We start from the raw sequence: 24,631 nt of genomic DNA on the forward strand, positions 1-24,631 counted from the left end.
GGTGGGGGCGCCCGCGTCGAGAAAGGGGCACGTCGTTGTCGATCCGTGTCGTGCTGATCCGTCACAGTGGTGAGGTCGCAACCGGCGGCCTCGAACCTCCAGGAGGAGAACCAGACCCATGAGCCGCTACCTGATCCTGCTGCCCGCACCCGAGGCGGAGTGGGCCGACCTGCCACCCGAGGAGCACGAGAAGGGCCACGCCTCGCACGTCCGGTTCCACCAGGAGCTGGCCGCAGGTGGCCACACCCTCGTGACCGGCGGACCGCTCGAGGCGTCCGACCGGGCCACGTCGATGCGCCCGGGCGACGACGGCGCGGCCCTCGTGACGGACGGTCCGTTCTCCGAGACGACCGAGCAGGTCGTCGGCTTCTACCTCGTCGAGAGCGACGACGAGGACGACCTGAGGGCCGCCTGCCAGCGCTTCGCGGCGCGGGGCGAGCACATCGAGTTCCGCCGGATGGCGGAGTGAAGGAGACCCCGATGACCGAGTACGTCGTACTGCTGATGGGGGACGCCGAACGCTGGTGGGACCTGCCCGAGGAGGAGCGCGTCGCCGGCTATGCCACCCACGAGAAGTTCACCGCGCAGCTGGTCGAGCGCGGGCACCGGATCACCGGCGGGGCCGAGCTGCACCGGGCCTCCGAGGCCCGCACCATCGCGCCCGACGCCACCACGATCACCGAGGGCCCGTGGGCCGAGACCCGCGAGCAGGTGGGCGGGTTCTACCTCGTGGAGACCGACGACGTCGACGACCTGATGGAGTGCTGCCTGGTCCTGGCGGCCACCGGCGACGCAGTCGAGGTCCGCCGCTGCGTGGCCGCCGAGGAGCGTGCGTCATGAAGTACCTCGTGCTGCTCATCGGCGACGGGGCGGAGAAGCCGTGGACCGAGCAGACGGAGGACGAGCAGGGCGCCTCGATGGCGAAGTTCGGCGACTTCGACCGGGCATGCACCGAGCACGACGGCGTCGAGCTGCTCGCCGGCGAGGCCCTGAGCGGTCCGCGCGACGCGACGGTCATGCGCCGGACGTCGGGGCACGTCGAGCTGACCGACGGCCCCTACGCCGAGGTGATCGAGGGGATGGGCGGGTTCTACCTGATGGAGGCGCCCGACCTCGACGTCGTCGTCGAGCTGCTGCAGCTCCTGCCGCCCTACGACATCCAGATCCACCCGACCGTCGACGTGACGCTCTGAGCCCATCGGGCGGGGAGGACCGCGTGCAGGGTCTCGAAGAGGTCGTGCGGGAGGAGTGGGGTCGCCTCGTGGCCCTGCTCCTGTCGCAGTTCCGGCGCCTCGACCTGGTCGAGGATGCGCTGGGTGACGCCGTCGAGTCCGCCAGCCGCACCTGGCCCGTCGACGGCGCACCCGACAACCCGGCCGCGTGGCTGATGACCGCCGCGCGGCGCCGCGTGCTCGACCGGCTGCGCACCGAGGAGGTGGCGCGCCGCAAGCTGCCGCTCGTCCGCACCGACGTCGTACGCCACCAGGAGGGCGCGCGCACCATGGCCGACACCGGCAGCCTCGTCGAGGACGACGTCCTGCGCCTGGTGCTGATGTGCGCCCACCCGGCGCTGGCGCCGGAGTCGGCCAGCGCGCTCAGCCTGCGGCTCGTCCTCGGTGTCCCGACCGCCGACATCGCGCGCCTCTTCCTGGTCCCCGAGCCGACCATGGCGGCGCGGATCACCCGCGCCAAGAAGCGGATCGTGGGTGCCGGGATCCCGTTCGCCGTGCCCGACGCGTCGGTGCTCCCCGACCGCATCGACGTGGTCGCGCAGACCGCCTACCTCGCCTTCACCGCGGGCTACTCCCCCGGCACCGGTCCGGACCTGCTGCGCGCAGCGGCGTCCGGCGAGGCGATCCGGCTGGTGCGCGTCGTGCTGGGGCTGCGGCCGGACGAGCCGGCGCTCGTCGCGCTGCTGGCGCTGATGCTGCTCCAGCACTCGCGGCGTGACGCCCGCGAGCACGACGGACGCCTGGTGCTCCTGGCCGACCAGGACCGCTCCCGCTGGCACCACGACGAGGTCGCCGAGTCCACCCGGCTGCTGGCCGCACCCTGCCTCGCCGGCCCGATCACCCCGCTCACCGCGTCGTACGTCCTGCAGGCCCGGATCGCGGCCGAGCACGCCACCGCACCGAGCGCCGCCGACACCCGCTGGGACCGCATCGTCGGGCTGTACGACCTGTTGCTGCAGGTGGCACCGTCACCGTCCGCCCGGCTCGCGCGGGCCGTCGCCGTCGCCGAGGACCGCGGTGCGGCCGCCGGCCTCGACGCCCTCGAAGGTCTGGAGATCCCCGACAGCCACCGTCCGGCTGCTGTCCGCGCCGAGCTGCTGTCCCGCTCGGGGGACGTGGACGCGGCGCGGGCGGCGTACGACCAGGCGATCGCCGCATGCCGCAACGACGTCGAGCGCGCGTTCCTCGAGGAGAGACGGGCCGAGCTCTAGTCGGTCGGCACCTTCTGCTGCTTGGCCAGCACGGTGAGCCCCTCGTCCACGACGAAGCCGCGGGCGCGGTCCTCGTCGTGGTCGACGCCGATGCGCGCGCCCGGCGGGACGATGACGCCCTTGTCGAGGATCGCGTTGCGCACCACCGCGCCCTCGCCGATCTGCACCCCGTCCATGAGCACGGAGTCGGACACCTCGGCACCGTCCTTGACCCACACCGCCGGCGACAGGACCGACTGGTTGACGGTGCCGCCGGTGACGACCACGCCGGGCGACAGGATCGAGTTGAAGGTCGAGACGCCGGCCCCGCTGGCGCCCTCGACCAGCTTGGCCGGCGGGTGCGGGCCGTAGCTGGTGTAGATGGGCCATGCGTTGTTGTAGAGGTTGAAGACCGGCAGCGGCGAGACGAGGTCCTTGTGCGCGTCGTAGTAGGACCGCATGGTCCCGACGTCGCGCCAGTAGCCGCGGTCGCGGTCGGTCGAGCCGGGGACCTCGTTGTCCTTGTAGTCGTAGACCGCGGACTCCGCCTTGTCGACGAACCAGGGCACGATGTCGCCACCCATGTCGTGCTTGGACTGGTCGCGGTCCGCGTCGCGCGTGACGGCGTCGACCAGCGCGTCGGCGGTGAAGACGTAGTTGCCCATGCTCGCGAGGACCTCGTCGGGCGAGTCGGGCAAGCCCACGGGGTCGGTCGGCTTCTCGAGGAACGCCCGGATCTGCTGCGGGTTGGTCGGGTCGACGTCGATCACGCCGAACTGGTCGGCGAGGCTGATCGGCTGGCGGATCGCCGCGACCGTGCAGCCGGCGCCGGACTCCACGTGGTCGGCGACCATCTGCGAGAAGTCCATCCGGTAGACGTGGTCGGCGCCGACGACCACGACGATGTCGGGTCGCTCGTCGGTGAGCAGGTTGAGCGACTGGAAGATCGCGTCCGCGCTGCCGAGGTACCACCGCTTGCCCACGCGCTGCTGGGCCGGCACCGGGGTGACGTAGTTGCCCAGCAGGTTCGACATCCGCCAGGTCGTCGTGACGTGCCGGTCGAGGCTGTGCGACTTGTACTGCGTCAGCACGACGACCTTGAGGTAGCCGGAGTTCACGACGTTGGACAGCGCGAAGTCGATCAGCCGGTAGATCCCGCCGAACGGGACTGCCGGTTTGGCGCGGTCGGCGGTGAGCGGCATCAGGCGCTTGCCCTCACCGCCTGCCAGGACGACGGCGAGAACCTTCTTGCGCGGGGGCGTGATGGCCATGCGACGAAACTAGCCGTCCGGAGGGGCGCGGTCGACCTCCCTCGGTGGCGCGTTTTGCGACTAGGTTCGGCACATGCGCATCGACGTCCTCAGCAAGGAGTACCCACCCGAGGTCTACGGCGGCGCAGGTGTCCACGTCGCCGAGCTGGTCCGCGCGCTGCGCGTGCTGCCCGACATGGACGCACGGGTGCGCTGCTTCGGCGCGCCGCGCTCGGAGCCCGGCACCACGGCGTACGCCGAGCCGGAGACGCTCGCCGCCGCCAACGGTGCGATCCGCACCCTGGGCGTCGACCTCGCCATGGTCGACGACTGCGCCGGTGCCGACCTCGTGCACTCGCACACCTGGTACGCCAACATGGCCGGTCACCTCGCCGGCCTGATGCACGGCATCCCCCACGTCGTCAGCGCCCACTCCCTCGAGCCGATGCGGCCGTGGAAGGCCGAGCAGCTCGGCGGCGGCTACGCCCTGTCGAGCTGGGTCGAGCGGACCGCGTACGAGGGTGCCGCGGGGATCGTCGCGGTGAGCGCGGCGATGCGCGACGACGTGCTGCGCAGCTATCCGGCGGTCGATCCTGCTCGCGTGCACGTGGTGCACAACGGCATCGACACCTCGCAGTGGTCCCCGATGCCGAATCCCGACCGCGTCCGCGAGCTCGGCGTCGACCCTGACCGCCCGAGCGTGATCTTCGTCGGCCGGATCACCCGCCAGAAGGGCCTGCCGCTGTTCCTCCGCGCGGCTGCCGCACTGCCCCCCGACGTCCAGCTCGTGCTGTGCGCCGGCGCACCGGACACCCCGGAGATCGAGGCCGAGGTGCGTGGCCTCGTCGAGCAGCTCGCCGCCACCCGGTCCGGCGTGGTGTGGATCGCCGAGATGCTGCCGCGGCCCGACGTCGTCGCGCTGCTGACCGCCGCCACCGTCTTCGCCTGCCCGTCGATCTACGAGCCGCTCGGCATCGTCAACCTCGAGGCGATGGCCTGCGAGACCGCCGTCGTCGCCACCGCCACCGGCGGGATCCCGGAGGTCGTGGTGCACGGCGAGACCGGATGGCTCGTCCCGATCGACCAGGCCACCGACGGCACCGGCACTCCCCTCGACCCGGAGAAGTACGTCGCCGACCTCGGCGCCGCCCTCACCGACGCGGTCAGCGACCCCGAGCGCGCACGGACCTACGGCATCGCCGGGCGCCGGCGGGCCGAGGAGTCGTTCAGCTGGGACGCGATCGCCGGACGGACGCTGGAGCTCTACCGCTCGCTGACCTGACCTGACCTGACCTGACCTGCTCACCGTGGCGGGCGTCGTCGTACGGACCGACCGTGCGTGCGCGACGGCCCGGCCCGCTTGGCCTCGGCGTACGACCGGCGTTCGGTCCGTACGACGGCCTGTGGAGAGGGCGAGCAGACCCCGGTCACTGACGTCAGGCTGGCGTCATGGAGATCTCAGCCATCATGCCCGTCCTCGGAGGCGTGGCCACGCGTCGCATGCTGATCAACGCCACCTCCCGCCGTGAGTTCGAGGACGCTGTGTCGTCGGGTGCGTTGGTGCGCGTGAACCGCGGCCGGTACGCCGTACCCGGCGTCCACGAGGGGACCGAGCTCGCCCTCAGGGTCACCGGACACGTGTGCCTCGTCTCGGCCGCGCTCAGCCACGGCTGGAAGGTCAAGCTCGTGCCCGCGCTGCCACAGATCGTCGTGCCGAAGGACCGTCGGATCCCTCCTGCGGTCCGCTCGTCCATGGAGCTCGTCTGGGCCGACCTGTCGCACGAGCAGGTCGAGGGACTGGCGACCGACGCCTCCACCACGCTCGAGATGTGCGGACGTCGGCTCCCGTTCGACGAGGCGCTGTCGGTCGCGGACTCTGCGCTGAGGGAAGGCTTCCCACGTCAGGAGCTGCTGCACATCGCCGAGTCGGCCAGGGGCCCCGGATCGGCGCGACTGCGGCGGGTGGCGGCGATGGCCGACGGGCGGGCGGCCAACCCGTTCGAGTCGGTGCTCCGTGCCATCGCGGCCGCCGTCCCCGGCCTGGACGTCGAGCCGCAGGTCCAGGTCCGTGGCGACCTGGGGCTGGACGTGCGCTGCGACCTGGCTGACCGAGGGCTGCGGATCGTGCTCGAGGCCGACTCGTTCGAGTGGCACGGAGACCGGGCGGCACTCAGGCGCGACGCCCGTCGCTATGACCTGCTCGTCGCCGACGGCTGGACCGTGCTGCGCTTCGCGTGGGAGGACGTCATGCACGACCAGGACTGGGTGCGACAGGTCCTCACTCTCGTCGTCGAACGGACCCAACGGGCCGGGTCGGCGCGGACGTAGGCGCGAAGGCGGCGACCTCGGGCTCGTTGGGTCCGTACGACGACGCGCCCCGGACCGGGCGGGTCCGGGGCGCGTCGTCGGATGGTCAGCGACCGGCGGACACCGGGTCTCCGGCCTCGACCGGAGCCGGGGTGTAGCCGTGGTCGTCGTCGACCATCGTGGTCTCGTCGAACGGGTCGTCGCCGGACAGCACGCGGTCGAGCTGGTCGTGGTCGAGCGTGTGCGTCCAGTGGCCGACGAGGATCGTGGCCACCGAGTTGCCGGCGAAGTTGGTCACGGCGCGGGCCTCGGACATGAAACGGTCGATGCCGACGATCAGGCCGACCCCGTCGAGGAGCTCGGGGCGGTGCGAGGAGAGGCCACCCGCCAGGGTCGCCAGGCCGGCGCCGGTGACGCCCGCCGCACCCTTGGAGGCGATGACCATGAACACCAGGAGCGAGATCTGCTCGCCGATCGAGAGCGGCATGTTCATCGCGTCGGCGATGAAGATCGAGGCCATCGTCAGGTAGATCGCGGTGCCGTCGAGGTTGAACGAGTACCCCGTGGGGACGACGATGCCGGAGGTCGTCTTGTCCACGCCCGCGTGGTTCATCTTGGCGATCAGGCGCGGCAGCGCGGTCTCGGACGACGACGTCGACACGATCAGCAGGAACTCGCGGCCGAGGTACTTCAGCAGGCTGAAGATGTTCACCCCGCTGGCGACCTTGAGGACCACGCCGAGGATGCCGAAGACGAACACCGCGCAGGTGATGTAGAAGGCGATCATGATCGTGGCCAGCGCCTTGAGGGCGTCGACGCCGGTCTCACCGACGACCGCGGCGATGGCGCCGAACGCGCCGATCGGGGCGACCCACATGATCATCGCGAGGATCCGGAACACGAGCCGCTGGATGTGGCCGATGGCCGTCAGGATCGGCTCCCCCGAGCGACCCATCGCCTGCAGCGCGAATCCGACCAGGAGCGCGACGAGCAGGGTCTGGAGCACCTCGCCCGAGGTCAGGGACGAGAGCAGCGAGTCGGGGATGATGTGCAGGAGGAAGTCGGTGGTCGTGCCGCTGTCCTCGACCTTGCCCTGGCCGGCGCTCGCCACCTCGTCGGTGATGTTGAGACCCTCGCCGGGGTCGAGGAGGTTGCCGACCACGAGGCCGATCGCGAGGGCGACGGTCGACATGGTGAGGAAGTAGGCCAGGGCCAGTCCGCCGACCTTGCCGACGCTCGCGGCGCTGCGGACCGAGCCGACGCCGAGGACGATCGTGCAGAAGATGATGGGCTGGATCATCATCTTGATGAGCGCCACGAAGCCCTCGCCGATGGGCTTGAGGCCGGTCGCGAACTCGGGTGCCACGAAGCCGACGACGATGCCGAGCGCCACCGCCGCGATGACCGCGATGTAGAGGTAGTGGGTGCGATCGCGCCGGGTCTCCGGCGGCGTCACCTGGGGGGTGGTGCTCATCTGGTCCTCCTGGTCTCGGGCCCGGCGTGCGCCGGCCTCGTCCGCCATCGTGGTGACACCTGTGACCGCGGTCACCGTTTCGTACGTTGTGTTCGCCGTCACAACCCCCCTCCGCGGTGGGGCACAATGCGGCCCATGACGCGTCGCGCCGAGGGCGAGAGCCCGGTGGCCCGCCAGATCCTGCTGCTGCAGGTCGGCGTCGTCGTGGTCCTGGTGGTCACCGCCGTCGCGCTCGCCTCGCTCGACGCCCGCCGCGACTCGCGTGAGTCAGCCAGCGACCGGGCGACGGCCGTCGCGCGCTCGGTCGCCGACTCCCCCTTCGTGCGCGAGGCTGCCCAGTCCGACGACCCCACCGCCTCGTTGCAGCCCTTCGCCGAGGAGGTCCGCATCGACACCGGCACCGACTTCGTGGTCGTGATGGACACCGACCGGATCCGCTGGACGCACCCCGACACCTCCCAGATCGGCGGCCGGTTCGTCGGCGGCGTCGGTGCCGCACCCGAGGGGCAGGTGTTCACCCAGGAGTACGTCGGCACGCTGGGGCCGTCGGTGCGCGCCGTCGTGCCCGTCGTGGACGCCGACGAGGTCGTCGCCCTGGTGGCGGTCGGCATCACCGTCGACCGGCTGGACCGCCAGCTCCTGCGCGACCTGCCCGGCATCGCCCTCGCGGCCGGCGCGACCCTCGCGGCCGGGCTGCTGGGCGCATGGCTGATCGCCCGCCGCCTGCGTCGCCAGACCCACGGCCTCGGCGAGCGCGAGATCACCCGGATGTACGAGTACTACCGGGCCGTCCTGGGCGCCGTGCGCGAGGGACTGCTCCTGGTCGACGACGACCTGCGGGTCCAGCTCGTCAACGAGGAGGCCGTGCGGCTCCTCGCGCTGCCCGACGACGTCGAGGGTCGCTCGCTCGACGACCTCGGCCTGCCGCCGGGGCTGGTGGCGGCCGTCGAGCGTCGTACGGCACTGGCCGACGAGACCTACGTCCTGGGCCAGCAGGTGCTGGTCTTCAGCTCGGCGCCGGCCTACTGGCGCGAGGCCGAGGTGGGCGCGGTGGTCACGGTCCGCGACCGGACCGAGCTGCAGGCCGTGACCGGCGAGCTCGACCTCGTGCGCGGGCTCACCGAGTCGCTGCGCGCGCAGAACCACGAGGCCGCCAACCGGCTGCACACCATCGTGTCGCTGGTGGAGATGGGCCGCACCGACCAGGCCGTGGCGTTCGCGACCGCCGAGCTCGAGGTCGCCCAGGGGCTGGCCGACGAGCTCGTGTCGGCCGTCGACGAGCCGGTGCTCGCAGCGCTCCTGCTCGGCAAGACCGCGCAGGCCGCGGAGCGTGGCATCGACCTGGAGATCCTCGGCGCCCTCCCGTCCGAGCTGCCGATCGAGCCCCGCGACCTCGTCGCCCTCGTCGGCAACCTCGTCGACAACGCCTTCGACGCCGTCGCGCTGACCCGGGTCCGCACCCCTCAGCGGGTCCGGATCGAGCTCGCCGGCGACACCGACGACCTCCGCATCGCGGTCGAGGACTCCGGTCCCGGCATCGCCGTCGAGGACCGGCAGCACGTCCTCGAGCGCGGCTGGTCGAGCAAGGCCCAGGAAGGGCGAGGGCTCGGCCTGGCGATCGTCACCCAGGTCGTGTCCCAGCACGGCGGCACGCTCGACGTCACCGACTCCCCGCTCGGCGGAGCGCGCTTCGCGGTCGGCGTACGACGCCGGGCCGGCGTGCGCGGCGGTGAGGCGTGAACGTCCGGGTCCTCGTGGTCGAGGACGAGGAGGTCGCCGCGGACGCGCACGCGACGTACGTCGGCAGGCTGGCAGGCTTCGAGCTCGCGGGGGTCGCGCGGTCGGCCGGCGATGCGGTGCGGCTGCTCAACGCCGACGCCGGCGTCGATCTGATCCTGCTCGACATGCACCTGCCGGACGGTCACGGTCTCGGCCTGCTGCAGCGGCTGCGCGCCGAGGGACGGCAGGTCGACGTGATCGCCGTGACGTCGGCCCGCGACACCGAGGTGGTGCGGCGAGCGGTGTCACAGGGGGTCGTGCTCTACCTCCTCAAGCCGTTCACCTTCGCGACGTTCCGCGGCAAGCTCGAGCAGTACGCCGAGTTCCGCTCCCGCCTCGAGCGCGCCCCGGGCGACGTCGTGCAGGACGACGTCGACCAGCTCTTCGGTGCCCTGCGAGCCAGGCCGACCGGCGACACGCTGCCCAAGGGCATGGGGCTCGACTCGCTGCGCGCGGTGGTCGAGGCACTGCGCGCGCAGCCCGATGGGCTCTCGGCCGCGGAGGCAGGTGCGGCCGTGGGCGTCTCCCGCGTCACCGCGCGGCGCTACCTCGAGCACCTCGCCGACGAGGGGCGCGTCACCCGGTCCCCGCGCTACGGCGGCGCCGGGCGTCCCGAGGTCGGCTACGTCTGGGTCGGCGGCACCTGAGGGCTCCCGCCGGCGGCTCCGCGGGTCTACCGTGGATCACCGCGCTGCGCTGAGGAGGCGCCATGAGCCAGCCGCACCCCGAACCGGTCCCGCCCGCCGTCAAGGCGCAGATCCTCGCCACCGAGCACTGGGGGCTCCTGGCGGTGCGCAGCCAGACCTGGAGCGAGGTGATGGGGCGGATCACGTCGCAGCTGATGTTCACCTCTGCCTCGCTGCTCTTCCTCGCCCTGGCCGGCCAGGCGATGTCGTACTCCTCCACGTTCCGGCTGCTCGCGATCCTCCTGGGGCTGACTCTGCTGGTCGCGGGGACGCTCACGTCGTTCCGCGTCCACAACGCGAGCCAGGAGGACTACATGTTCATCAAGGGGATGAACCGGTTGCGGGCGGCGTACATCGACCTCGACCCCAGCCTCGCGCCGTACTTCATCACCGGCCTGCACGACGACGAGGCAGGCATCGGGCAGACCTATGACATGGGCGTGAGGCGGCGCAGCGCGAGCCAGGTGCTGGCGAGCTCGGCGATGTTCATCGTCGTGGTCAACACGCTCGTCGCCGCCGGTGTCACCGCGTTCGTGCTCTGGCCGCAGGGGGGCGCTCCGACGGCCGTCGGTGCCTTCGTCGTCGGGGCGGCGCACTTCACCACCTGGATCTGGCTGGGCTACCGGAGCTGGCAGGTCAACATCGACCCCGCCCACGTGCGGTTCCCCACGCCCGGCGGGTGAACCGGCTCGACCCGGCTCGACTCAGCTGAGGACGAGACCGGGGTAGAGCGGGTGCTTGTCGAGCATCTCCGCCGACTGCGACGTGACGCGGTCAGCGACTCCGTCGCCCAGGACGTACGACGCCTTGCTGGGGCCGCCGGCCTTGGTCGTGCCGGCCTCCGTGTGCTCGAGCACGTCGACGATCAGCTCCGCGACCTTGTCGAACTCGTCGTGCCCGAAGCCGCGCGTGGTGAGCGCGGGGGTGCCGAGCCGGACGCCGGAGGTGTACCAGGCGCCGTTGGGGTCGGCCGGGACCGAGTTGCGGTTGGTGACGACGCCGGCGTCGAGCAGCGCGGACTCGGCCTGGCGACCGGTGAGGCCGTAGGACGACACGTCGAGCAGGACGATGTGGTTGTCGGTGCCACCCGTGACGAGGTTGGCCCCGCGGGTCAGGAAACCCTCGGCCAGCGACTTGGCGTTGTCCGCGACCTTCTGCGCATAGGTCTGGAAGGACGGCTGGCGAGCCTCAGCGAACGCGACGGCCTTGGCGGCCATCACGTGCGACAGCGGACCGCCGAGCACCATCGGGCAGCCGCGGTCGACGTCGGCCGCGAACTCCTCCTGGGCCAGCACCATGCCCCCGCGCGGACCGCGCAGCGACTTGTGGGTCGTGGTGGTCGTGATGTGGGCGAAGGGGACGGGGTCCTCCTCGCCGGTGAAGACCTTGCCCGCGACCAGGCCGGCGAAGTGCGCCATGTCGACCATCAGCACGGCGCCCACCTCGTCGGCGATCTCGCGCATCTTGGCGAAGTTCACCCGGCGGGGGTAGGCGGAGTAGCCCGCGACGAGCACCAGCGGCTTGAACTCGCGCGCCTTCGCGGCCACGGCGTCGTAGTCGAGAAGCCCGGTACCCGGGTCGGTCCCGTACTGCTGCTGGTGGAACATCTTGCCGCTGATGTTGGGGCGGAAGCCGTGCGTGAGGTGGCCGCCGGCGTCGAGCGACATGCCGAGCAGGCGCTGGTTGCCGAATTCGTGCCGCAGCGTCTCCCAGTCGGCCTCGGTCAGCTCGTTGACGTTCTTGGCCTGCATCTTCGCCAGATAGGGCGTCTCCACGCGGTTGGCCAGGATCGACCAGAACGCGACGAGGTTGGCGTCGATGCCGGAGTGCGGCTGGACATAGGCGTACGGCGCACCGAAGAGCTCGCGCGCGTGCTCGGCAGCCAGGCTCTCGACGGTGTCGACGTTCTGGCAGCCGGCGTAGAAGCGGTGGCCCACCGTGCCCTCGGCGTACTTGTCGCTGAACCACGTGCCCATCGTCAGCAGCACGGCGGGCGAGGCGTAGTTCTCCGACGCGATCAGCTTGAGCGAGCCGCGCTGGTCGGTGAGCTCCTGGCGGGTGGCCGCGGCGATCCGCGGCTCGACCGAGGCGATGACCTCGAGGGCCTGCGAGTACGCGCTGCTGATGAGGGAGTCGTCCATGACCGACAGCCTAGGGCCCGGCCCGGTGGCTCCGGCGCGAGGTCGGCCCGGCGTGGACGGTGTGACCTGGGCCGCACCGGGGCCCTCGGACCAGCGCATCCAACTCGACCCTGTCTCACATCGTGGCGCCCCATCTCGCCTGTCGAGATTTCGTCTTGTGGAAGTGGTGTCCACTCCCTGAGACTTCTTGACATGGTCACCGCTTCCACCCACACGCACCTCGTGGTCCGACGTCACGTCGACCTCATGCGCGTGGGCAGCGCGACCTGTTGGCATCGCTGAATCGCCGCCCCAGAACTCCTTCTCCGCGCTCAACGTCGCGCGCGGCACTCCTCAGCGAACAGGAACTTCCTGATCATGCCCGACCTCCGGTTCAAGCCCCAGGCAGCCCAGAACACCGAGATCCCGCGCCCGAAGCGCGCCGAGGGTCAGTGGGCGCTCGGCTACACCGAGCCGCTCAACAAGAACGAGCAGTCCAAGAAGGACGACGACCCGCTCAACGTGCGGGACCGCATCCTCCACACCTACTCGCGTCGCGGCTTCGACTCGATCGACCCCGCGGACCTGCGTGGCCGCTTCCGCTGGATGGGCCTCTACACGCAGCGCGCCCCGGGGTTCGACGGCGGCAAGACCGCCCAGCTCGAGGAGGAGGAGCTCGACGACCGCTTCTTCATGATGCGGGTGCGCACCGACGGCGCGATCCTCGACGGCCCGGCCCTGCGCGCGCTCGGCGAGGTGTCCACGGCGTACGCCCGCAACACCGCGGACATCACCGACCGCAACAACATCCAGTACCACTGGGTCGAGATCGAGAGCGTCCCGGCGATCTGGGAGCAGCTCGAGGCGGTCGGCCTCACCACGCTCGAGGCGTGCGGTGACAGCCCGCGGCCCTTCCTCGGGTCCCCCGTCGCCGGCATCGCCAAGGACGAGATCATCGACGGCTCGTCGGCGCTCGAGGAGATCAAGCGGCGGATCCTGGGCAACCCCGACTTCTCCAACCTGCCGCGCAAGTTCAAGACGGCGCTCACCGGTCACCCCAGCCACGACGTGGCCCCCGAGGTCAACGACGTCTCGTTCGTGGGCACCGTCCACCCCGAGCACGGCCCCGGCTTCGACCTGTGGGTCGGCGGCGGCCTGTCCACCAACCCGATGCTCGCCCACAAGCTCGGTGTGTGGATCCCGCTCGACGAGGTGGCCGACGCCTGGGAGGGCGTTGCCGGCATCTTCCGCGACTACGGCTACCGCCGGCTGCGGTCCAAGGCCCGGCTGAAGTTCCTGCTGGCCGACTGGGGCAAGGAGAAGTTCCGCGAGGTGCTGGAGAACGAGTACCTCCACCGCGCGCTCGTCGACAACCCCTCCCCCGAGGCACCGGTCACCGCCGGCGACCACATCGGCATCCACGAGCAGAAGGACGGCAAGTTCTACGTCGGCGCCGCACCGGTCGTCGGCCGCATCGACGGCTCGACCCTGTCCGCGCTCGGCGACCTCGTCGAGACCTACGGCGCCCGCGGTGCGCGGCTCACGGCCTACCAGAAGCTCGTGGTGATCGGCGTCGCCGCCGAGGACACCGCCGCCTTCGCCGACGACCTGGAGAAGATCGGCCTCACCGCGCGGCCGAGCAACTGGCGTCGCTCGACGATGGCCTGCACCGGCATCGAGTTCTGCAAGCTCGCCATCGTCGACACCAAGGAGCGCGCGCGACTCCTGGTGACCGAGCTGGAGAAGCGCTTCCCCGACCTCGACACCCAGATCTCCGTCAACGTCAACGGCTGCCCCAACGCCTGCGCCCGCACCCAGGTCGCGGACATCGGCCTCAAGGGCCAGCTCGTGATGGATGCCGACGGCCAGCAGGTCGAGGGCTTCCAGGTCCACCTCGGCGGTGCGCTCGGCCTCAACCCGGTGATGGGCCGCAAGCTGCGCGCCCACAAGGTCACCAGCGCCGGCCTCGACGACTACGTCACCGCCGTCGTCTCGGCGTACCTCTCCGACCGCACCGAGGGCGAGCGGTTCGCCACATGGGTCACCCGTGCGGACGAGACCCTCCTGCGCGGGGAGCCGGTCTCCTCATGAGCGAGCGCGCGCAGCCCTTCCACTGCCCCTACTGCGGGGACGAGAACCTCTTCCCCCAGGAGGGTGCAGGAGCCTGGGAGTGCCGCTCGTGCCTGCGCGCCTTCACCGTCAAGATGACCGGGATGATCCCGCACCCCGCGTCGCGAGGGGGTTCGGCATGAGCCTCTCCACCCGCGCCGCGCGGAACTTCAAGGGCACCCACACCGAGGGCCGCACACCGGAGGAGCTGCGCGAGCTGGTCTCCCACGTCGGCGCCGAGCTCGAGCTCGCTCCCGCCGAGGTCATCATCGAGTGGGCCGTCGCCACCTTCGGCGACCGGTTCGCGATCACCTCGTCGATGGGCGACGCCGTACTGGCCCACCTGGCGGCCAAGGTCGCGCCCGACATCGACGTGGTGTTCCTCGACACCGGCTACCACTTCATCGAGACGATCGGCACCCGCGACGCGGTCGCCGCGACCCTGCCGGTGAACCTGCGCACGATCACGCCCGCGCAGACCGTGGCCGAGCAGGACGCGGAGTACGGCAAGGACCTCTACAAGACCGACCCCGACCTCTGCTGCGCGCTGCGCAAGGTCAAGCCGCTGGCCGACACGCTCGCCGAGTACGACGCCTGGGCCACCGGACTGCGCCGTGCCGAGACCCACAACCGCGTCATCGCGCCCGTCATCGGCTGGGACGCCCGCAAGGGCAAGGTCAAGGTCTCGCCGCTCGCCCGCTGGAGCGACGAGCAGGTCGAGCGCTACATCGCCGACAACGGCGTGCTGGTCAACCCGCTCGTGCACGACGGCTATCCCAGCATCGGCTGCTTCCCCTGCACCCGCCGCGTCGCCCCCGGTGACGACCCGCGCAGCGGGCGCTGGGCCGGCACCACGAAGACCGAGTGCGGCATCCACGCATGAAGTCACCCCACGACGTTCTCCTCCTCCGCTGCGCTCCCCCGAACAACGCCGCGGGGACCCCGACTCTCCGAGAGTCGACCTTGATCCAGACCAGCACTTCGAGACGGTCGCTGCGCGACCTCCTCAGCACAAGCGACAGCGTCGTCGCACCCACCCAGCACGACAGCACCACTACGCACGATCGGAGGCACCCCTGATGGCTGCACCTGCTCTGGTTGCACTCGCCCACGGAAGCCGGGACCCGCGCTCGGCCGCGACGATCAAGTCGCTCGTCGCCGAGGTCAAGGCCATGCGCCCCGACCTCCGGGTCGAGACGGCGTTCCTCGACCTCGCCAAGCCGTCCTTCGACACGGTCGTCGACCGCCTGGTCAAGGCCGGCTTCGACGAGATCGTCGTCGTGCCCCTCCTGCTCACCGAGGCCTACCACGCCAAGGTCGACGTCCCCGAGGTCATCGCCGCTGCGATGGCGCGCCACGAGGGCCTCAAGATCCAGGCCAGCAAGATCCTCGGCATGGAGGCCGCCTTCCTCGAGGTGCTCGACGTCCGCCTGCGTGAGGCGCTCAAGGACGCCCGGGTGCGCGAGCTCGACGCGCTCGTCCTCGCCGCCGCTGGATCCTCGGACCCGCTCGCCAACCAGGCCGTCGCCCGGATCGCCCGCACCTGGGGTGCCCGCCACCGGCTGCCCGTCACCGCTGCCTTCGCGTCGGCCGCCCCGCCGGCCACCGGCGAGGCCGTGCGCGCCTTCCGCGGTGAGGGAAAGCGCCACATCGCGGTCGCGTCGTTCTTCCTCGCACCGGGCCGGTTGCCCGACCGCGCGGGCGAGCTCGCGATCGAGGCCGGTGCCGTCGCGGTCTCCGACCCCCTGGGCGCGCACCCGGCCGTGGCCCGCGCGATCCTCGCCCGCTACGCCGTGGGCGCGGTCGAGCTCGTCCCGGTGTGAGACGAGCAGTGACGCGTCGAAACCTAGAGGTGCTTGAGCGCCTCACGGCGTGAGAGCCCGCTCAGTCGGTCGGCGTAGGTCGAGACGAACGCCCGGACCCACGCCGCGTCCGTCTTCGCGTGCTCGCGCAACGACCACCCGAGCGCCTTGCGGACGAAGAACTCCTTGCCGTACGCCGTGTCGTCGAGGTTGGCGACCAGCGCCCGCTGCAGGAGGTCGGTGTCGGTCTCCTCGCGGTGGCGCAGCTGCGACAGCACCGCCGTACGCCGGATCCAGAGGCTGTCCACGTCGACGGACCACCCGTCCATGACCGGTGTGACGACGCGGCGGTGGTCGAGCAGCACCTGCCCGACGAGGTGCGAGGCGATCTCGTCGACCACGTCCCACCACGCACCGGTCCGCACGAGCGTCCCGAGCAGCGGCAGCAGGTCGGGGTCGAGCCACGCGGCGTAGGCGCGGTGCCGCAGCAGCGCGACGGCGGCGTACCACTCCTCGCGGTGCGTGACGTCCTCCCACAGCTCCAGCACCGCCGCCTCCCACGATGCGCGGTCGATGAAGCGGTGCTCGACCAGCAGGGGCTTCAGCATCGCCCGCAGCTCCGGAGCGGTCAGCCCGACGTAGGGCAGCTCGGACTTCATGTAGGCCTGCTGCTGCGCCGCTCGTACGGCGTCGCCGCGCTCGGCCAGGGCGGCGCGGACAGCGCCGACGTAGGTCACCGTGGACCGTTCACCCGACGAGTCGCTCGCGCAGGTGCTCGAGCTGTCGCGCCGGGTCGTCGGTGACGCCGCCGTGCACCGGTCCCGGCTGCAGGACTGTGCTGCGCGGCGCCTTGAGGAAGCCGAACCGCTGCCCGAGGCTCTGTCGGGCAGCCTCGCCGGCGCGCTCGTCGCCGCGGCACACGCGGTCGACGAAGGCGAGCGCCTCGCAGACCTGGTCGATGTCGACCTGGGGGGCCAGCGCCTTGAGCCGGTCGGCGTCCACGCTCCAGACCGCGTCGAGGAAGTCGGCGGACTGGCAGTGCAGGACCACGCCGACGTTGAGGAACTCCTCGCGGTCCGGTCGCGGCACGCACCGGAGCACGACGTACTGGTAGGCGAGCCTCATCGCGCACCGTCCGGCAACCACTGACGCGTGCGCAGACGGGCGGAGAGGAAGTCGACGTACGCCGCTCGCAGCGCCTCGGCCCCCAGCTCGCCGGCACCGTCGGCCCCGGGCACCGGCTCGAGCCAGACCTCCGGCACCTCCGCGACCACCTCGACCAGCGCATCGCGGTCGAGCGACGCGGAGATCTCCTCGTCGAGCTCTCGCGCCCGGGCCGCGCAGGTCTCGAAGACGTGGCCGGTGACGTCCCACGGCTGCTGGGCGAACTTCTCCGGTGCCGTGACACCGCCACGCCACCCGTGGTGGAAGTAGAGCGAGGCGCCATGGTCGATCACCCAGAGGTCGCCGTGCCAGAGCAGCAGGTTGGGGTTGCGCCACGAACGGTCGACGTTGGCGGTGAACGCGTCGAGCCAGAGCACCCGCGCGCCCTCGTCGTCCGCCGCGGACACCTGGCCGTCGACGCCGAACGAGCCGGGGAGGAAGTCGATGCCGAGGTTGGGTCCGACACTGGCGTTGAGCAGGTCCTGCACCTCCTCGTCGGCCTCGTAGCGCGCGAGCTGGGGATCGAGGTCGAGCACGACGAGTCGCGGTGTGCGCAGGCCGAGACGGGTGGCGAGGCGGCTGACGATGACCTCGGCCACGAGGACCTTGGCTCCTTGTCCGGCGCCGCGGAACTTGCAGACGTAGGTCCCGAGGTCGTCTCCCTCGACGACGCCGGGCAGGCTGCCGCCCTCCCGCAACGGCGTGACGTAGCGCGTGACGGTGACGACGGGGAGGCCGGTCCCGTTCACTGGACCGGGGCCTCCTCGTCGAGCCGGGCAGTCTCGGCGGCGACGTCGAAGTCGGCCTTCGGCCACTGGAGGTCGAGGCCGCGCAGGGTCTCCAGCAGGAGCTGGCCCACCGCGAGGTTGCGGAACCACTTCTTGTCGGCCGGCACGACGTGCCAGGGCGCGACGTCGGTGTTCGTGTGCTCGAGGGCGGTCTCGTAGGCATCGCGGTAGGCCGGCCAGTGCGCGCGCTCGTCGAGGTCGCCCGGGTTGTACTTCCAGTGCTTCTCGGGGTTGGCCAGCCGCTCGGCCAGGCGGACCTTCTGCTCGTCGGCGCTGATGTGCAGCATGCACTTGATGATCGAGAACCCCTCGTCCGCGAGGCGAGCCTCGAAGTCGTTGATCGCGCCGTAGCGGCGCTCGATCTCGGGGCGGTCGGCGAGCTCGCGCACCCGCGCGATCAGGACGTCCTCGTAGTGGGAGCGGTCGAAGACACCGACGTAGCCCGCGGACGGGAGCCCCTTCTCGATGCGCCACAGGAAGTCGTGTGCGCGCTCCTCGTCGGTGGGCGCCTTGAAGCTGGTGATCCGCACTCCCTGGGGGTCCACCAGACCGATGGTGTGGCGCAGCACGCCACCCTTGCCGCTGGTGTCCATGCCCTGCAGCACGAGGAGCACCCGGCGCTCCGAGCCCGCCGTGCGCTCGGCCCAGAGCCGCTCCTGCAGGTCGGAGAGCTCACCCGCCATCGCTGCCAGCGCGGCCTGTCCGTCGGCCTTCTTGCCATCGAAGCCAGGAGCGGCGTCGGTCTCGATCGCGGCCAGGTCCACCGGTCCGCCGGGGAGCCGCAGGTGGGCGGTGATCTCGTCGGTCATGGGCACATCATGGCCCACGCTCACCCCAGGACGCGGCGTACATCGAGGGTGCAGCCGATCACCGTGGCGGTGCTCCCGTCACGCTTGGGCTCGTCGAACCACACGCCCTGGGTGAAGCCGGCCTTGCCGAGGATCCGCAACGACGCCTGGTTGCGGTGGTCCGGGGCAGCGAAGTACGCCGTCGCGTCGGGCAGCGACTCGTGCGTCCGCTGCATCCAGGCCCACAGGATCGGCGTCCCGAGTCCACGCCCCACCCAGCCGGGCTCGCCGATCGCGTAGTCCAGACCCACCGCGTCGGGGTCGGGTGCGAGCAGTGCGAAGTCCGGGTAGTCGCGGATCCGGTAGTCCTGCACGAAGCCCACCGACCGCCCGTTGACCTCGGCGACCCACATCCGGGTCGGCGTGGTGCCGTCCACGCGGGGGCCGTAGACCCGCTGGACCCGCTCGTCGGTCGGCTCGCCGTCCGAGTGCCACCACCGGCGCACGTGCTGCTCGCGCAGCCAGCGCGTCAGCACCGGCAGGTCACCGCGGGTCATGGCACGCAGGATCACCTCGCGGTCCGGGTCGACCGCGAACCTCCTGACCCGCCCGGACAGGTCGTCCGCGACCACCGTGCCGGCCGCGGGTGCGGCGACGCGCCGGGCGGCCTGCTGCCAGGACTCGCCCGGCCGGACAGCCCCGGAGAGCTCATCCTCCCCGTGGCGGACGCTCACCCGCTCGAGGTCCATCGGAGCGCCGACCTCAGTGGGCGAGCGCGCCCGGGACCACCGGTGGAAGCACCGACCACGGGAAGTCGATCCACCGGTCGGTGGTGCGCCACACGTAGTCCGCCTTGATGACCGAGTCGGGCTTCTCGTAGACCACGACGGTGCGGGCCTCGGCCACGTGGCCCTCGCAGAACTCCTGGACCAGCTCGAGGGTGCGACCCGTGTCGGCGACGTCGTCGGCGATGAGGACCTTGAGCCCGGACAGGTCCACGGCGGCCGGGGTCGGCGGCAACATGATCGGGACCTCGAGACGCTGGTCGATGCCGGTGTAGAACTCGACGTTGATCACCGACAGGTTCTTGACCGCGAGGGCATAGCCCAGTCCCATCCCGAGGGCCAGGCCGCCACGGGCGATCGCCAGGATCATGTCGGGCTCGAAGCCCGAGTCGGCGACCTCCTGGGCCAGCTCGCGCGTGGCCGTGCCGAACAGGTCGTAGGTCAGGACCTCGCGCTCGTCGCTCACCGGGTCATCCCACCAGAGCCCGTCGACGCGGTGGAAGGGGGCTCTCAGTCCTCGGGCATCTCGATGTCGTCGGTCACGTGCTGGTCGTCACTCTCGGCCAGCGCCTCCCGGACCACCGAGAACGCCAGCCCTGCGCCGTAGCCCTTGCGGGCCAGCAGTCCGGCGAGCCGTCGCGTGGCGACCTGCGGGTCGAGCCCCCGCATCGAGCGCATCTTCTTGTCGACCAGTGCCCGAGCGGCGGTGCGCTGGTCGTCCTCGTCGATCTGCTCGAGCGCCGCCTTGGCCTCCTCGTCACCCACGCCCTTGCGCCGCAGCTCCTGAGCCAGGGCACGCGGCGCCAGGCCGCGGCTGCGGTGCCGGCTCTCCACCCACTGCTGGGCGAAGGCGCTGTCATCGATGAGGCCGATCTCGGTGAAGCGGTCGAGCAGCTCGACCGCCACGTCGTCGGGCACCTCGCGCTTGGCGAGCTTGTCGGCGAGCTCCTTGCGGGTGCGCGCCTGGCCGGTGAGGGTGTCGAGGAGGATCGTGCGACCGACGCCCTCCGGGTCTGCCTCGACCTCCGCGGCACGCGCCGCGGCGGACGCCGCGCGGGACTCCTCGCGCTCGGCGGGAGTCTTGGTGCGACCACGCCCGCGCCCCTTCTTCCTCGGGCGGGACGGGGACGCCTCGGCAGGCGTGGGTGAGGTGTCCCCCACCCACGCCTGGACTCCGAGGCTGACGTCACCGACCCATGAGGGCGGTGGACGATCTTCCTTGTCCATGGTCATCGGGTTTCGACACGCAGCAGCAGCCTCGCGAGCTCGGCTGATCGCTTGCTCAACCTGACCCCGCCCACGCCGACTCCTCGTCCCTCGGAGTCGGCTGCGGGATCAGAAGTCATTGACCCCGATGGGCTCGTCACTCAGGTCGTCGGCAGGCTTGTCGACGCTCGGAATGACGCCCAGCTTCTCCAGGATCAGCTTCTCGATCTCGTTGGCGAGGTCGGGGTTGTCCTTGAGGAAGTTCCGCGAGTTCTCCTTGCCCTGACCGAGCTGGTCACCCTCGTAGGTGTACCAGGCGCCGGCCTTGCGGATGATGCCCGCCTCGACGCCGACGTCGATCAGGCCACCCTCGCGGCTGATGCCCTTGCCGTACATGATGTCGAACTCGGCCTGCTTGAAGGGCGGGGCCACCTTGTTCTTGACGACCTTGACGCGGGTGCGGTTGCCGACCATGTCGGTGCCGTCCTTGAGCGTCTCGATGCGGCGCACGTCGAGGCGGACCGAGGAGTAGAACTTCAGCGCCCGACCACCGGTCGTGGTCTCCGGCGAACCGAACATCACGCCGATCTTCTCGCGCAGCTGGTTGATGAAGATCGCGGTGGTGTTGGAGTTGTTGAGCGCACCGGTCATCTTGCGCAGCGCCTGGCTCATCAGCCGGGCCTGGAGGCCCACGTGGCTGTCGCCCATCTCGCCCTCGATCTCGGCGCGGGGCACGAGCGCGGCGACCGAGTCGATGACGATCAGCGACAGCGCACCCGAGCGGATCAGCATGTCGGCGATCTCGAGCGCCTGCTCACCCGAGTCGGGCTGGGAGACCAAGAGGGCATCGGTGTCGACGCCGAGGTTCTTGGCGTAGTCGGGGTCGAGCGCGTGCTCGGCGTCGATGAAGGCGACGATGCCGCCCATGGCCTGCGCGCTGGCCACCGCGTGGAGGGCGACCGTCGTCTTTCCGGAGGACTCCGGGCCGTAGATCTCCACGACCCGACCTCGCGGGAGGCCGCCGAGGCCGAGGGCCACGTCGAGGGCGATCGACCCCGTGGGGATCACCTCGAGCGGGGCACGTGCCTCGTCGCCCAGTCGCATGACCGAGCCCTTGCCGAACTGCTTCTCCACCTGTGCGAGCGCGGCATCGAGGGCCTTCTCGCGGTCTGCACCAGCCATGGCTGTGTCCCGTTCTCTCGTCGTGTGTGTAGGTACGTCTGCGACGCTAGGGCGAGCCACCGACAGTCCCTGATCAGGACCCTCACCTGCTGTGGAGAACCTCGCCCACCGTCGTACCTGTGGACAGACAGTAGCCCGAACAGGTGTTCGATGCGACGTTCGAACGCGGCGTGTCGCGCGTGTCGTGGGACATGTTCACGACCGAGGGCGCATGAGCCGGCCGGCCACCACGACGGCGCCGGCCAGCAGGGCCGCGAACGCGGCCAGCGCCGGGTAGCCCAGCCCACCGACGATCACGCCGGCGAGGGCTCCGCCACCCGCAGCGGTGAGCGCCATCGCCATGTCGGAGGTGCCCTGCACGTCGGTGCGTGCCTCGATCGGCGTGCGGTCGGCGATCACCGTGGAGGCGGCCACCGTCGCGCACGACCAGCCCAGGCCCAGGAGGAACAGGCCGGAGAAGATCTGCCAGGAGGAGCCCTCCGGCGACCACCCGCACAGCGCCAGCGACACCAGCAGGACCGCTCCCCCGGTCACCAGCACCGCGCTGCGGCCGAACCGGTCGGCGGCCCACCCGACCAGCGGTGAGAAGGCGAACATGCCGAGCACGTGGATCGAGATGACGAACCCGATCACCTCCAGGTGTGCGCCCCCGTGCTCCATGTGCAGGGGCGTCATGATCATCACGGTGACCATCGCCGCGTGGGCGCACGCCATCGCGACGACGGCCGCGCCGACAGCGGGTACGTCGCGGACGACACTCACGAAGCGACCCCACGAGCGGCCGCGCGGTTCGGGGCCGACGCTCGGGGCGATCCCGGCCGACTCCTGCGCGAGCAGCAGCGGATCCGGCCGCAGCATGACCCAGACCCACCCTGCCGCCACGACGAGCACGACTGCGCCGATGGCGAAGCCGCCCGTGAGCTCGGGGATCCCGAGCGACCGCGCCAGTGCGCCTCCGACCCCGGTGAGGTTGGGGCCGGCGACCGCGCCGATGGTCGTCGCCCACACCACCACCGACAGCGCGCGGGCGCGGTGCTCCTCGGTGGCCAGGTCGGTCGCGGCATAGCGCGACCCGCTGTTGACCGCGGAGGTCGCGCCCAGCAGCACCGCCCCCGTGAGCAGCACCAGCATGGAGTCGACGACTCCTGCGACGACGGCGAGCAGCGCACCTGTGGCGCCCATGAGGTAGCCGAGCACGATGCCGATCCGGCGGCCGCGCCGGCGCATCACCTTCGCCAGGCCGTAGGCCGCCCCTGCGGTGCCGAGCACCTGGAAGGTCTGCGCCAGCCCGGCCATGGTCTCGCTGCCCGAGATGTCACGGGCCAGGAGCGAAGCCGTGGCGACGCCGATCGTGACGCCCACGGCCCCGATCGCCTGCGAGACCACGAGGGTGCGGACGGTGCGCCGCTGGACGGCCTCGTGGTCGACGCCGGCTGCAGCCCGCGTGCTCACTTCTCGGTGTCCGGGAGCTCGAGCTGGCGCCACACAGCCGCCCAGACCTGCTTGGGCGGCACGCCCGCGTCGAGCGCCTCCTGGGTGGTGCGCCCGTCCAGGTCACGGAGGACGGTGAGCTCGGCCCACGTCCGCGAGTAGGCGCGACCCAGTGCGTGGTCGAGCCGCGACCAGAACTCGGTGTGCCTCATCCGCGGACCGCCTCGAGCTCCAGCCAGCTCTCCGCGCGCTTGCCATCGATGCCCGAGCGGATGTCCACGCCCGTCCAGCCGGTGCCCTCGACCAGCGTGCGCAGCGCGTCGGAACGCCAGTAGGTGAAGTGACGCGGCTGGCTGATCGAGCCGTGGGTCGACCATCCGTCGCCGTCGCCCTCCTTGAGCGAGATCCGCAGGAGCCCGCCGGGACGGGTCACGTCGGCCAGGCGGGCCAGCACGGTGACGAGCTCGGCGCGGGCGACGTGCAGCAGGGACGCGTTGGCCCAGACACCGTCGTACGCCCCCTCCGACGACGACAGGTCGTCGGCGAGCGGGTCGACCAGGTCGGCGTCGTGACCGTGCGAGCGCAGAAGGGTGACGAAGGCCGGCGTGATGTCGGTGCGCCGGACCGACAACCCGAGCTCCTCCATCAGGCGTGCGTCGCGCCCACCCCCGGAGCCGATCTCCAGCACCCGGGCTCCGCGGCCGAGCCGGGCTCCGAAGGCCTCGAGGGCGGCGCGCACCGAGTCCGGCATCCGCGCCGTGCCGGCGACGTAGGCCGCCGCGTCGAGGTCGTAGGCGCGCACGGTGTCGTTCATGTGGCCTCCACGTCGTGGAGGTGGTGGACGACGTCGTGCAGGTGATAGCTGCCGAGCGTATCGACGGTGAACTCGTCACCGTTCGAGCGGATGCCGCGGCGGTCCCGGGTCGCATCGGTGATGCCTGCGTAGATGCCGGCGACGGTCCCCGCCGCCTCGATGAGCGCGACGACCACCGCGGCGGGGTCCTGCTCGCCGTAGTGCCGCTCGACGGCGGTGGCGTCCTGGTCCCAGTTGGCGAAGGTGGGCGTGTCCTCGTCGAGCATCAGCCGCACCCGCTCGGCGAAGAGCTCGTGCACGTCGCGGACGTGACAGGCGTACTCGAGCGGTGACCACACCGCCGGGGAGGGCCGCACCGCGACGTCAGCGCGCCCGAGCACGTCGGACCAGGTCATCGCGGTGTCGTGGAAGGCCCGCGGGAGGTCGGTCAGCGACTGCGCGGACGGGTCGAAGCCGCACTCGGGGCACGGACGGTCGAGCACCCAGGTCCAGTCCTTGGTGTCGGGCGTGATGCTCATGTGCGT

28 protein-coding genes are annotated in these 24,631 nt (G+C 71.3%); 13 read left to right on the forward strand and 15 right to left on the reverse strand.

The window, feature by feature from the left end; all coding sequences use genetic code 11:
- Nucleotides 1-118: 118 nt before the first annotated feature.
- Genes BM127_RS19860 through BM127_RS19875 form a run of 4 tightly spaced genes read left to right on the forward strand, consistent with a single transcriptional unit; the run spans nucleotide 119 to nucleotide 2,443 of the window.
- Nucleotides 119-469: a YciI family protein gene (locus BM127_RS19860; RefSeq protein WP_091201526.1), complete on the forward strand. Its 351-nt coding sequence runs from the start codon at nucleotides 119-121 to the stop codon at nucleotides 467-469.
- A gap of 11 nt (nucleotides 470-480) precedes the next feature.
- Nucleotides 481-840, forward strand: a complete 360-nt coding sequence (locus BM127_RS19865; RefSeq protein ID WP_091201654.1) for a YciI family protein — start codon at nucleotides 481-483, stop codon at nucleotides 838-840.
- Complete coding sequence (locus BM127_RS19870; RefSeq protein ID WP_091201529.1) at nucleotides 837-1,193, forward strand: YciI family protein; 357 nt, start codon at nucleotides 837-839, stop codon at nucleotides 1,191-1,193. Before BM127_RS19865 ends, BM127_RS19870 begins: the two co-directional genes overlap by 4 nt.
- Nucleotides 1,194-1,216: 23 nt before the next feature.
- Nucleotides 1,217-2,443, forward strand: coding sequence for an RNA polymerase sigma factor (locus BM127_RS19875; protein ID WP_091201531.1), 1,227 nt, complete (start codon nucleotides 1,217-1,219; stop codon nucleotides 2,441-2,443).
- Here BM127_RS19875 and glgC read toward each other — a convergent pair.
- Nucleotides 2,440-3,687 carry a glucose-1-phosphate adenylyltransferase gene (gene glgC, locus BM127_RS19880; RefSeq protein ID WP_372476607.1) on the reverse strand — a complete coding sequence of 416 codons (1,248 nt, stop codon included), beginning with the start codon at nucleotides 3,685-3,687 and terminating at the stop codon, nucleotides 2,440-2,442. The two genes, BM127_RS19875 and glgC, sit on opposite strands and share 4 nt — an antisense overlap.
- A 79-nt stretch (nucleotides 3,688-3,766) precedes the next feature.
- On the opposite strand from glgC, the gene glgA reads away from it, so the two are divergent.
- Nucleotides 3,767-4,954 (forward strand): glycogen synthase, encoded by a 1,188-nt coding sequence (gene glgA / locus BM127_RS19885; protein WP_091201535.1) that lies wholly within the window; start codon nucleotides 3,767-3,769, stop codon nucleotides 4,952-4,954.
- Between the two features lie 167 nt (nucleotides 4,955-5,121).
- Nucleotides 5,122-6,000 carry a DUF559 domain-containing protein gene (locus tag BM127_RS19890; RefSeq protein WP_091201537.1) on the forward strand — a complete coding sequence of 293 codons (879 nt, stop codon included), beginning with the start codon at nucleotides 5,122-5,124 and terminating at the stop codon, nucleotides 5,998-6,000.
- A gap of 85 nt (nucleotides 6,001-6,085) precedes the next feature.
- Here BM127_RS19890 and BM127_RS19895 read toward each other — a convergent pair whose 3' ends face one another.
- On the reverse strand, nucleotides 6,086-7,453 hold the full coding sequence (locus tag BM127_RS19895; RefSeq protein ID WP_091201656.1) for a cation:dicarboxylate symporter family transporter: 1,368 nt from the start codon (nucleotides 7,451-7,453) through the stop codon (nucleotides 6,086-6,088).
- A 135-nt stretch (nucleotides 7,454-7,588) separates the two neighbouring features.
- Between BM127_RS19895 and BM127_RS19900 the strand changes: the two genes are divergently transcribed.
- From BM127_RS19900 to BM127_RS19910, 3 genes are all read left to right on the forward strand, one after another.
- The gene (locus BM127_RS19900; RefSeq protein ID WP_091201539.1) at nucleotides 7,589-9,193 is read left to right on the forward strand and encodes a sensor histidine kinase; all 1,605 of its coding nucleotides are present in this window, start codon (nucleotides 7,589-7,591) and stop codon (nucleotides 9,191-9,193) included.
- Nucleotides 9,190-9,879 carry a response regulator gene (locus BM127_RS19905; RefSeq protein WP_091201541.1) on the forward strand — a complete coding sequence of 230 codons (690 nt, stop codon included), beginning with the start codon at nucleotides 9,190-9,192 and terminating at the stop codon, nucleotides 9,877-9,879. The genes BM127_RS19900 and BM127_RS19905 overlap by 4 nt, the downstream gene beginning before the upstream one ends.
- 62 nt (nucleotides 9,880-9,941) lie before the next feature.
- Nucleotides 9,942-10,601, forward strand: a complete 660-nt coding sequence (locus BM127_RS19910) for a hypothetical protein (RefSeq protein ID WP_091201543.1) — start codon at nucleotides 9,942-9,944, stop codon at nucleotides 10,599-10,601.
- Between the two features lie 21 nt (nucleotides 10,602-10,622).
- Here the strand turns inward: BM127_RS19910 and BM127_RS19915 are convergent, their stop codons facing one another.
- Nucleotides 10,623-12,059 carry a glycine hydroxymethyltransferase gene (locus BM127_RS19915; RefSeq protein WP_091201546.1) on the reverse strand — a complete coding sequence of 479 codons (1,437 nt, stop codon included), beginning with the start codon at nucleotides 12,057-12,059 and terminating at the stop codon, nucleotides 10,623-10,625.
- A 357-nt stretch (nucleotides 12,060-12,416) separates the two neighbouring features.
- Here BM127_RS19915 and BM127_RS19920 point away from each other — a divergent pair, with 357 nt between their 5' ends.
- The 4 genes from BM127_RS19920 (at nucleotide 12,417) to BM127_RS19935 (ending at nucleotide 15,970) form a co-directional block, all read left to right on the forward strand.
- Entirely contained in the window at nucleotides 12,417-14,129 is a 1,713-nt protein-coding gene (locus BM127_RS19920) for a nitrite/sulfite reductase (protein ID WP_091201548.1), read from the forward strand.
- Complete coding sequence (locus tag BM127_RS19925; protein WP_091201550.1) at nucleotides 14,126-14,290, forward strand: Insertion element protein; 165 nt, start codon at nucleotides 14,126-14,128, stop codon at nucleotides 14,288-14,290. The genes BM127_RS19920 and BM127_RS19925 overlap by 4 nt, the downstream gene beginning before the upstream one ends.
- The gene (locus BM127_RS19930) at nucleotides 14,287-15,030 is read left to right on the forward strand and encodes a phosphoadenylyl-sulfate reductase (protein ID WP_091201552.1); all 744 of its coding nucleotides are present in this window, start codon (nucleotides 14,287-14,289) and stop codon (nucleotides 15,028-15,030) included. Before BM127_RS19925 ends, BM127_RS19930 begins: the two co-directional genes overlap by 4 nt.
- A 196-nt stretch (nucleotides 15,031-15,226) precedes the next feature.
- On the forward strand, nucleotides 15,227-15,970 hold the full coding sequence (locus BM127_RS19935; protein ID WP_091201553.1) for a sirohydrochlorin chelatase: 744 nt from the start codon (nucleotides 15,227-15,229) through the stop codon (nucleotides 15,968-15,970).
- Between the two features lie 23 nt (nucleotides 15,971-15,993).
- Here the strand turns inward: BM127_RS19935 and BM127_RS19940 are convergent, their stop codons facing one another.
- The 12 genes from BM127_RS19940 to BM127_RS19995 form a co-directional block, all read right to left on the reverse strand.
- Entirely contained in the window at nucleotides 15,994-16,686 is a 693-nt protein-coding gene (locus tag BM127_RS19940) for a DNA alkylation repair protein (RefSeq protein WP_091201555.1), read from the reverse strand.
- Nucleotides 16,687-16,696: 10 nt separating this feature from the next.
- The gene (locus BM127_RS19945; RefSeq protein ID WP_091201557.1) at nucleotides 16,697-17,074 is read right to left on the reverse strand and encodes a DUF3037 domain-containing protein; all 378 of its coding nucleotides are present in this window, start codon (nucleotides 17,072-17,074) and stop codon (nucleotides 16,697-16,699) included.
- Nucleotides 17,071-17,862, reverse strand: coding sequence for a HipA family kinase (locus tag BM127_RS19950; RefSeq protein WP_091201559.1), 792 nt, complete (start codon nucleotides 17,860-17,862; stop codon nucleotides 17,071-17,073). Before BM127_RS19950 ends, BM127_RS19945 begins: the two co-directional genes overlap by 4 nt.
- The gene (locus tag BM127_RS19955) at nucleotides 17,859-18,710 is read right to left on the reverse strand and encodes a polyphosphate kinase 2 family protein (protein WP_091201561.1); all 852 of its coding nucleotides are present in this window, start codon (nucleotides 18,708-18,710) and stop codon (nucleotides 17,859-17,861) included. Before BM127_RS19955 ends, BM127_RS19950 begins: the two co-directional genes overlap by 4 nt.
- Before the next feature lie 20 nt (nucleotides 18,711-18,730).
- The gene (locus BM127_RS19960; RefSeq protein WP_091201563.1) at nucleotides 18,731-19,438 is read right to left on the reverse strand and encodes a GNAT family N-acetyltransferase; all 708 of its coding nucleotides are present in this window, start codon (nucleotides 19,436-19,438) and stop codon (nucleotides 18,731-18,733) included.
- Between the two features lie 13 nt (nucleotides 19,439-19,451).
- Complete coding sequence (locus BM127_RS19965; protein ID WP_091201565.1) at nucleotides 19,452-19,940, reverse strand: phosphoribosyltransferase; 489 nt, start codon at nucleotides 19,938-19,940, stop codon at nucleotides 19,452-19,454.
- A gap of 44 nt (nucleotides 19,941-19,984) precedes the next feature.
- Nucleotides 19,985-20,701 (reverse strand): regulatory protein RecX, encoded by a 717-nt coding sequence (locus tag BM127_RS19970; protein ID WP_198554330.1) that lies wholly within the window; start codon nucleotides 20,699-20,701, stop codon nucleotides 19,985-19,987.
- A 108-nt stretch (nucleotides 20,702-20,809) separates the two neighbouring features.
- On the reverse strand, nucleotides 20,810-21,862 hold the full coding sequence (gene recA / locus BM127_RS19975; RefSeq protein WP_091201568.1) for a recombinase RecA: 1,053 nt from the start codon (nucleotides 21,860-21,862) through the stop codon (nucleotides 20,810-20,812).
- A gap of 195 nt (nucleotides 21,863-22,057) precedes the next feature.
- Nucleotides 22,058-23,314, reverse strand: a complete 1,257-nt coding sequence (locus BM127_RS19980) for an MFS transporter (RefSeq protein WP_091201570.1) — start codon at nucleotides 23,312-23,314, stop codon at nucleotides 22,058-22,060.
- Nucleotides 23,311-23,505: a DUF3046 domain-containing protein gene (locus tag BM127_RS19985; RefSeq protein WP_091201572.1), complete on the reverse strand. Its 195-nt coding sequence runs from the start codon at nucleotides 23,503-23,505 to the stop codon at nucleotides 23,311-23,313. Before BM127_RS19985 ends, BM127_RS19980 begins: the two co-directional genes overlap by 4 nt.
- Complete coding sequence (locus BM127_RS19990; protein ID WP_091201574.1) at nucleotides 23,502-24,107, reverse strand: class I SAM-dependent methyltransferase; 606 nt, start codon at nucleotides 24,105-24,107, stop codon at nucleotides 23,502-23,504. Before BM127_RS19990 ends, BM127_RS19985 begins: the two co-directional genes overlap by 4 nt.
- The gene (locus tag BM127_RS19995) at nucleotides 24,104-24,625 is read right to left on the reverse strand and encodes a DinB family protein (protein WP_091201575.1); all 522 of its coding nucleotides are present in this window, start codon (nucleotides 24,623-24,625) and stop codon (nucleotides 24,104-24,106) included. Before BM127_RS19995 ends, BM127_RS19990 begins: the two co-directional genes overlap by 4 nt.
- Nucleotides 24,626-24,631: the final 6 nt, after the last annotated feature.

The organism is Nocardioides alpinus (assembly GCF_900112035.1).
Classification (GTDB): domain Bacteria; phylum Actinomycetota; class Actinomycetes; order Propionibacteriales; family Nocardioidaceae; genus Nocardioides; species Nocardioides alpinus.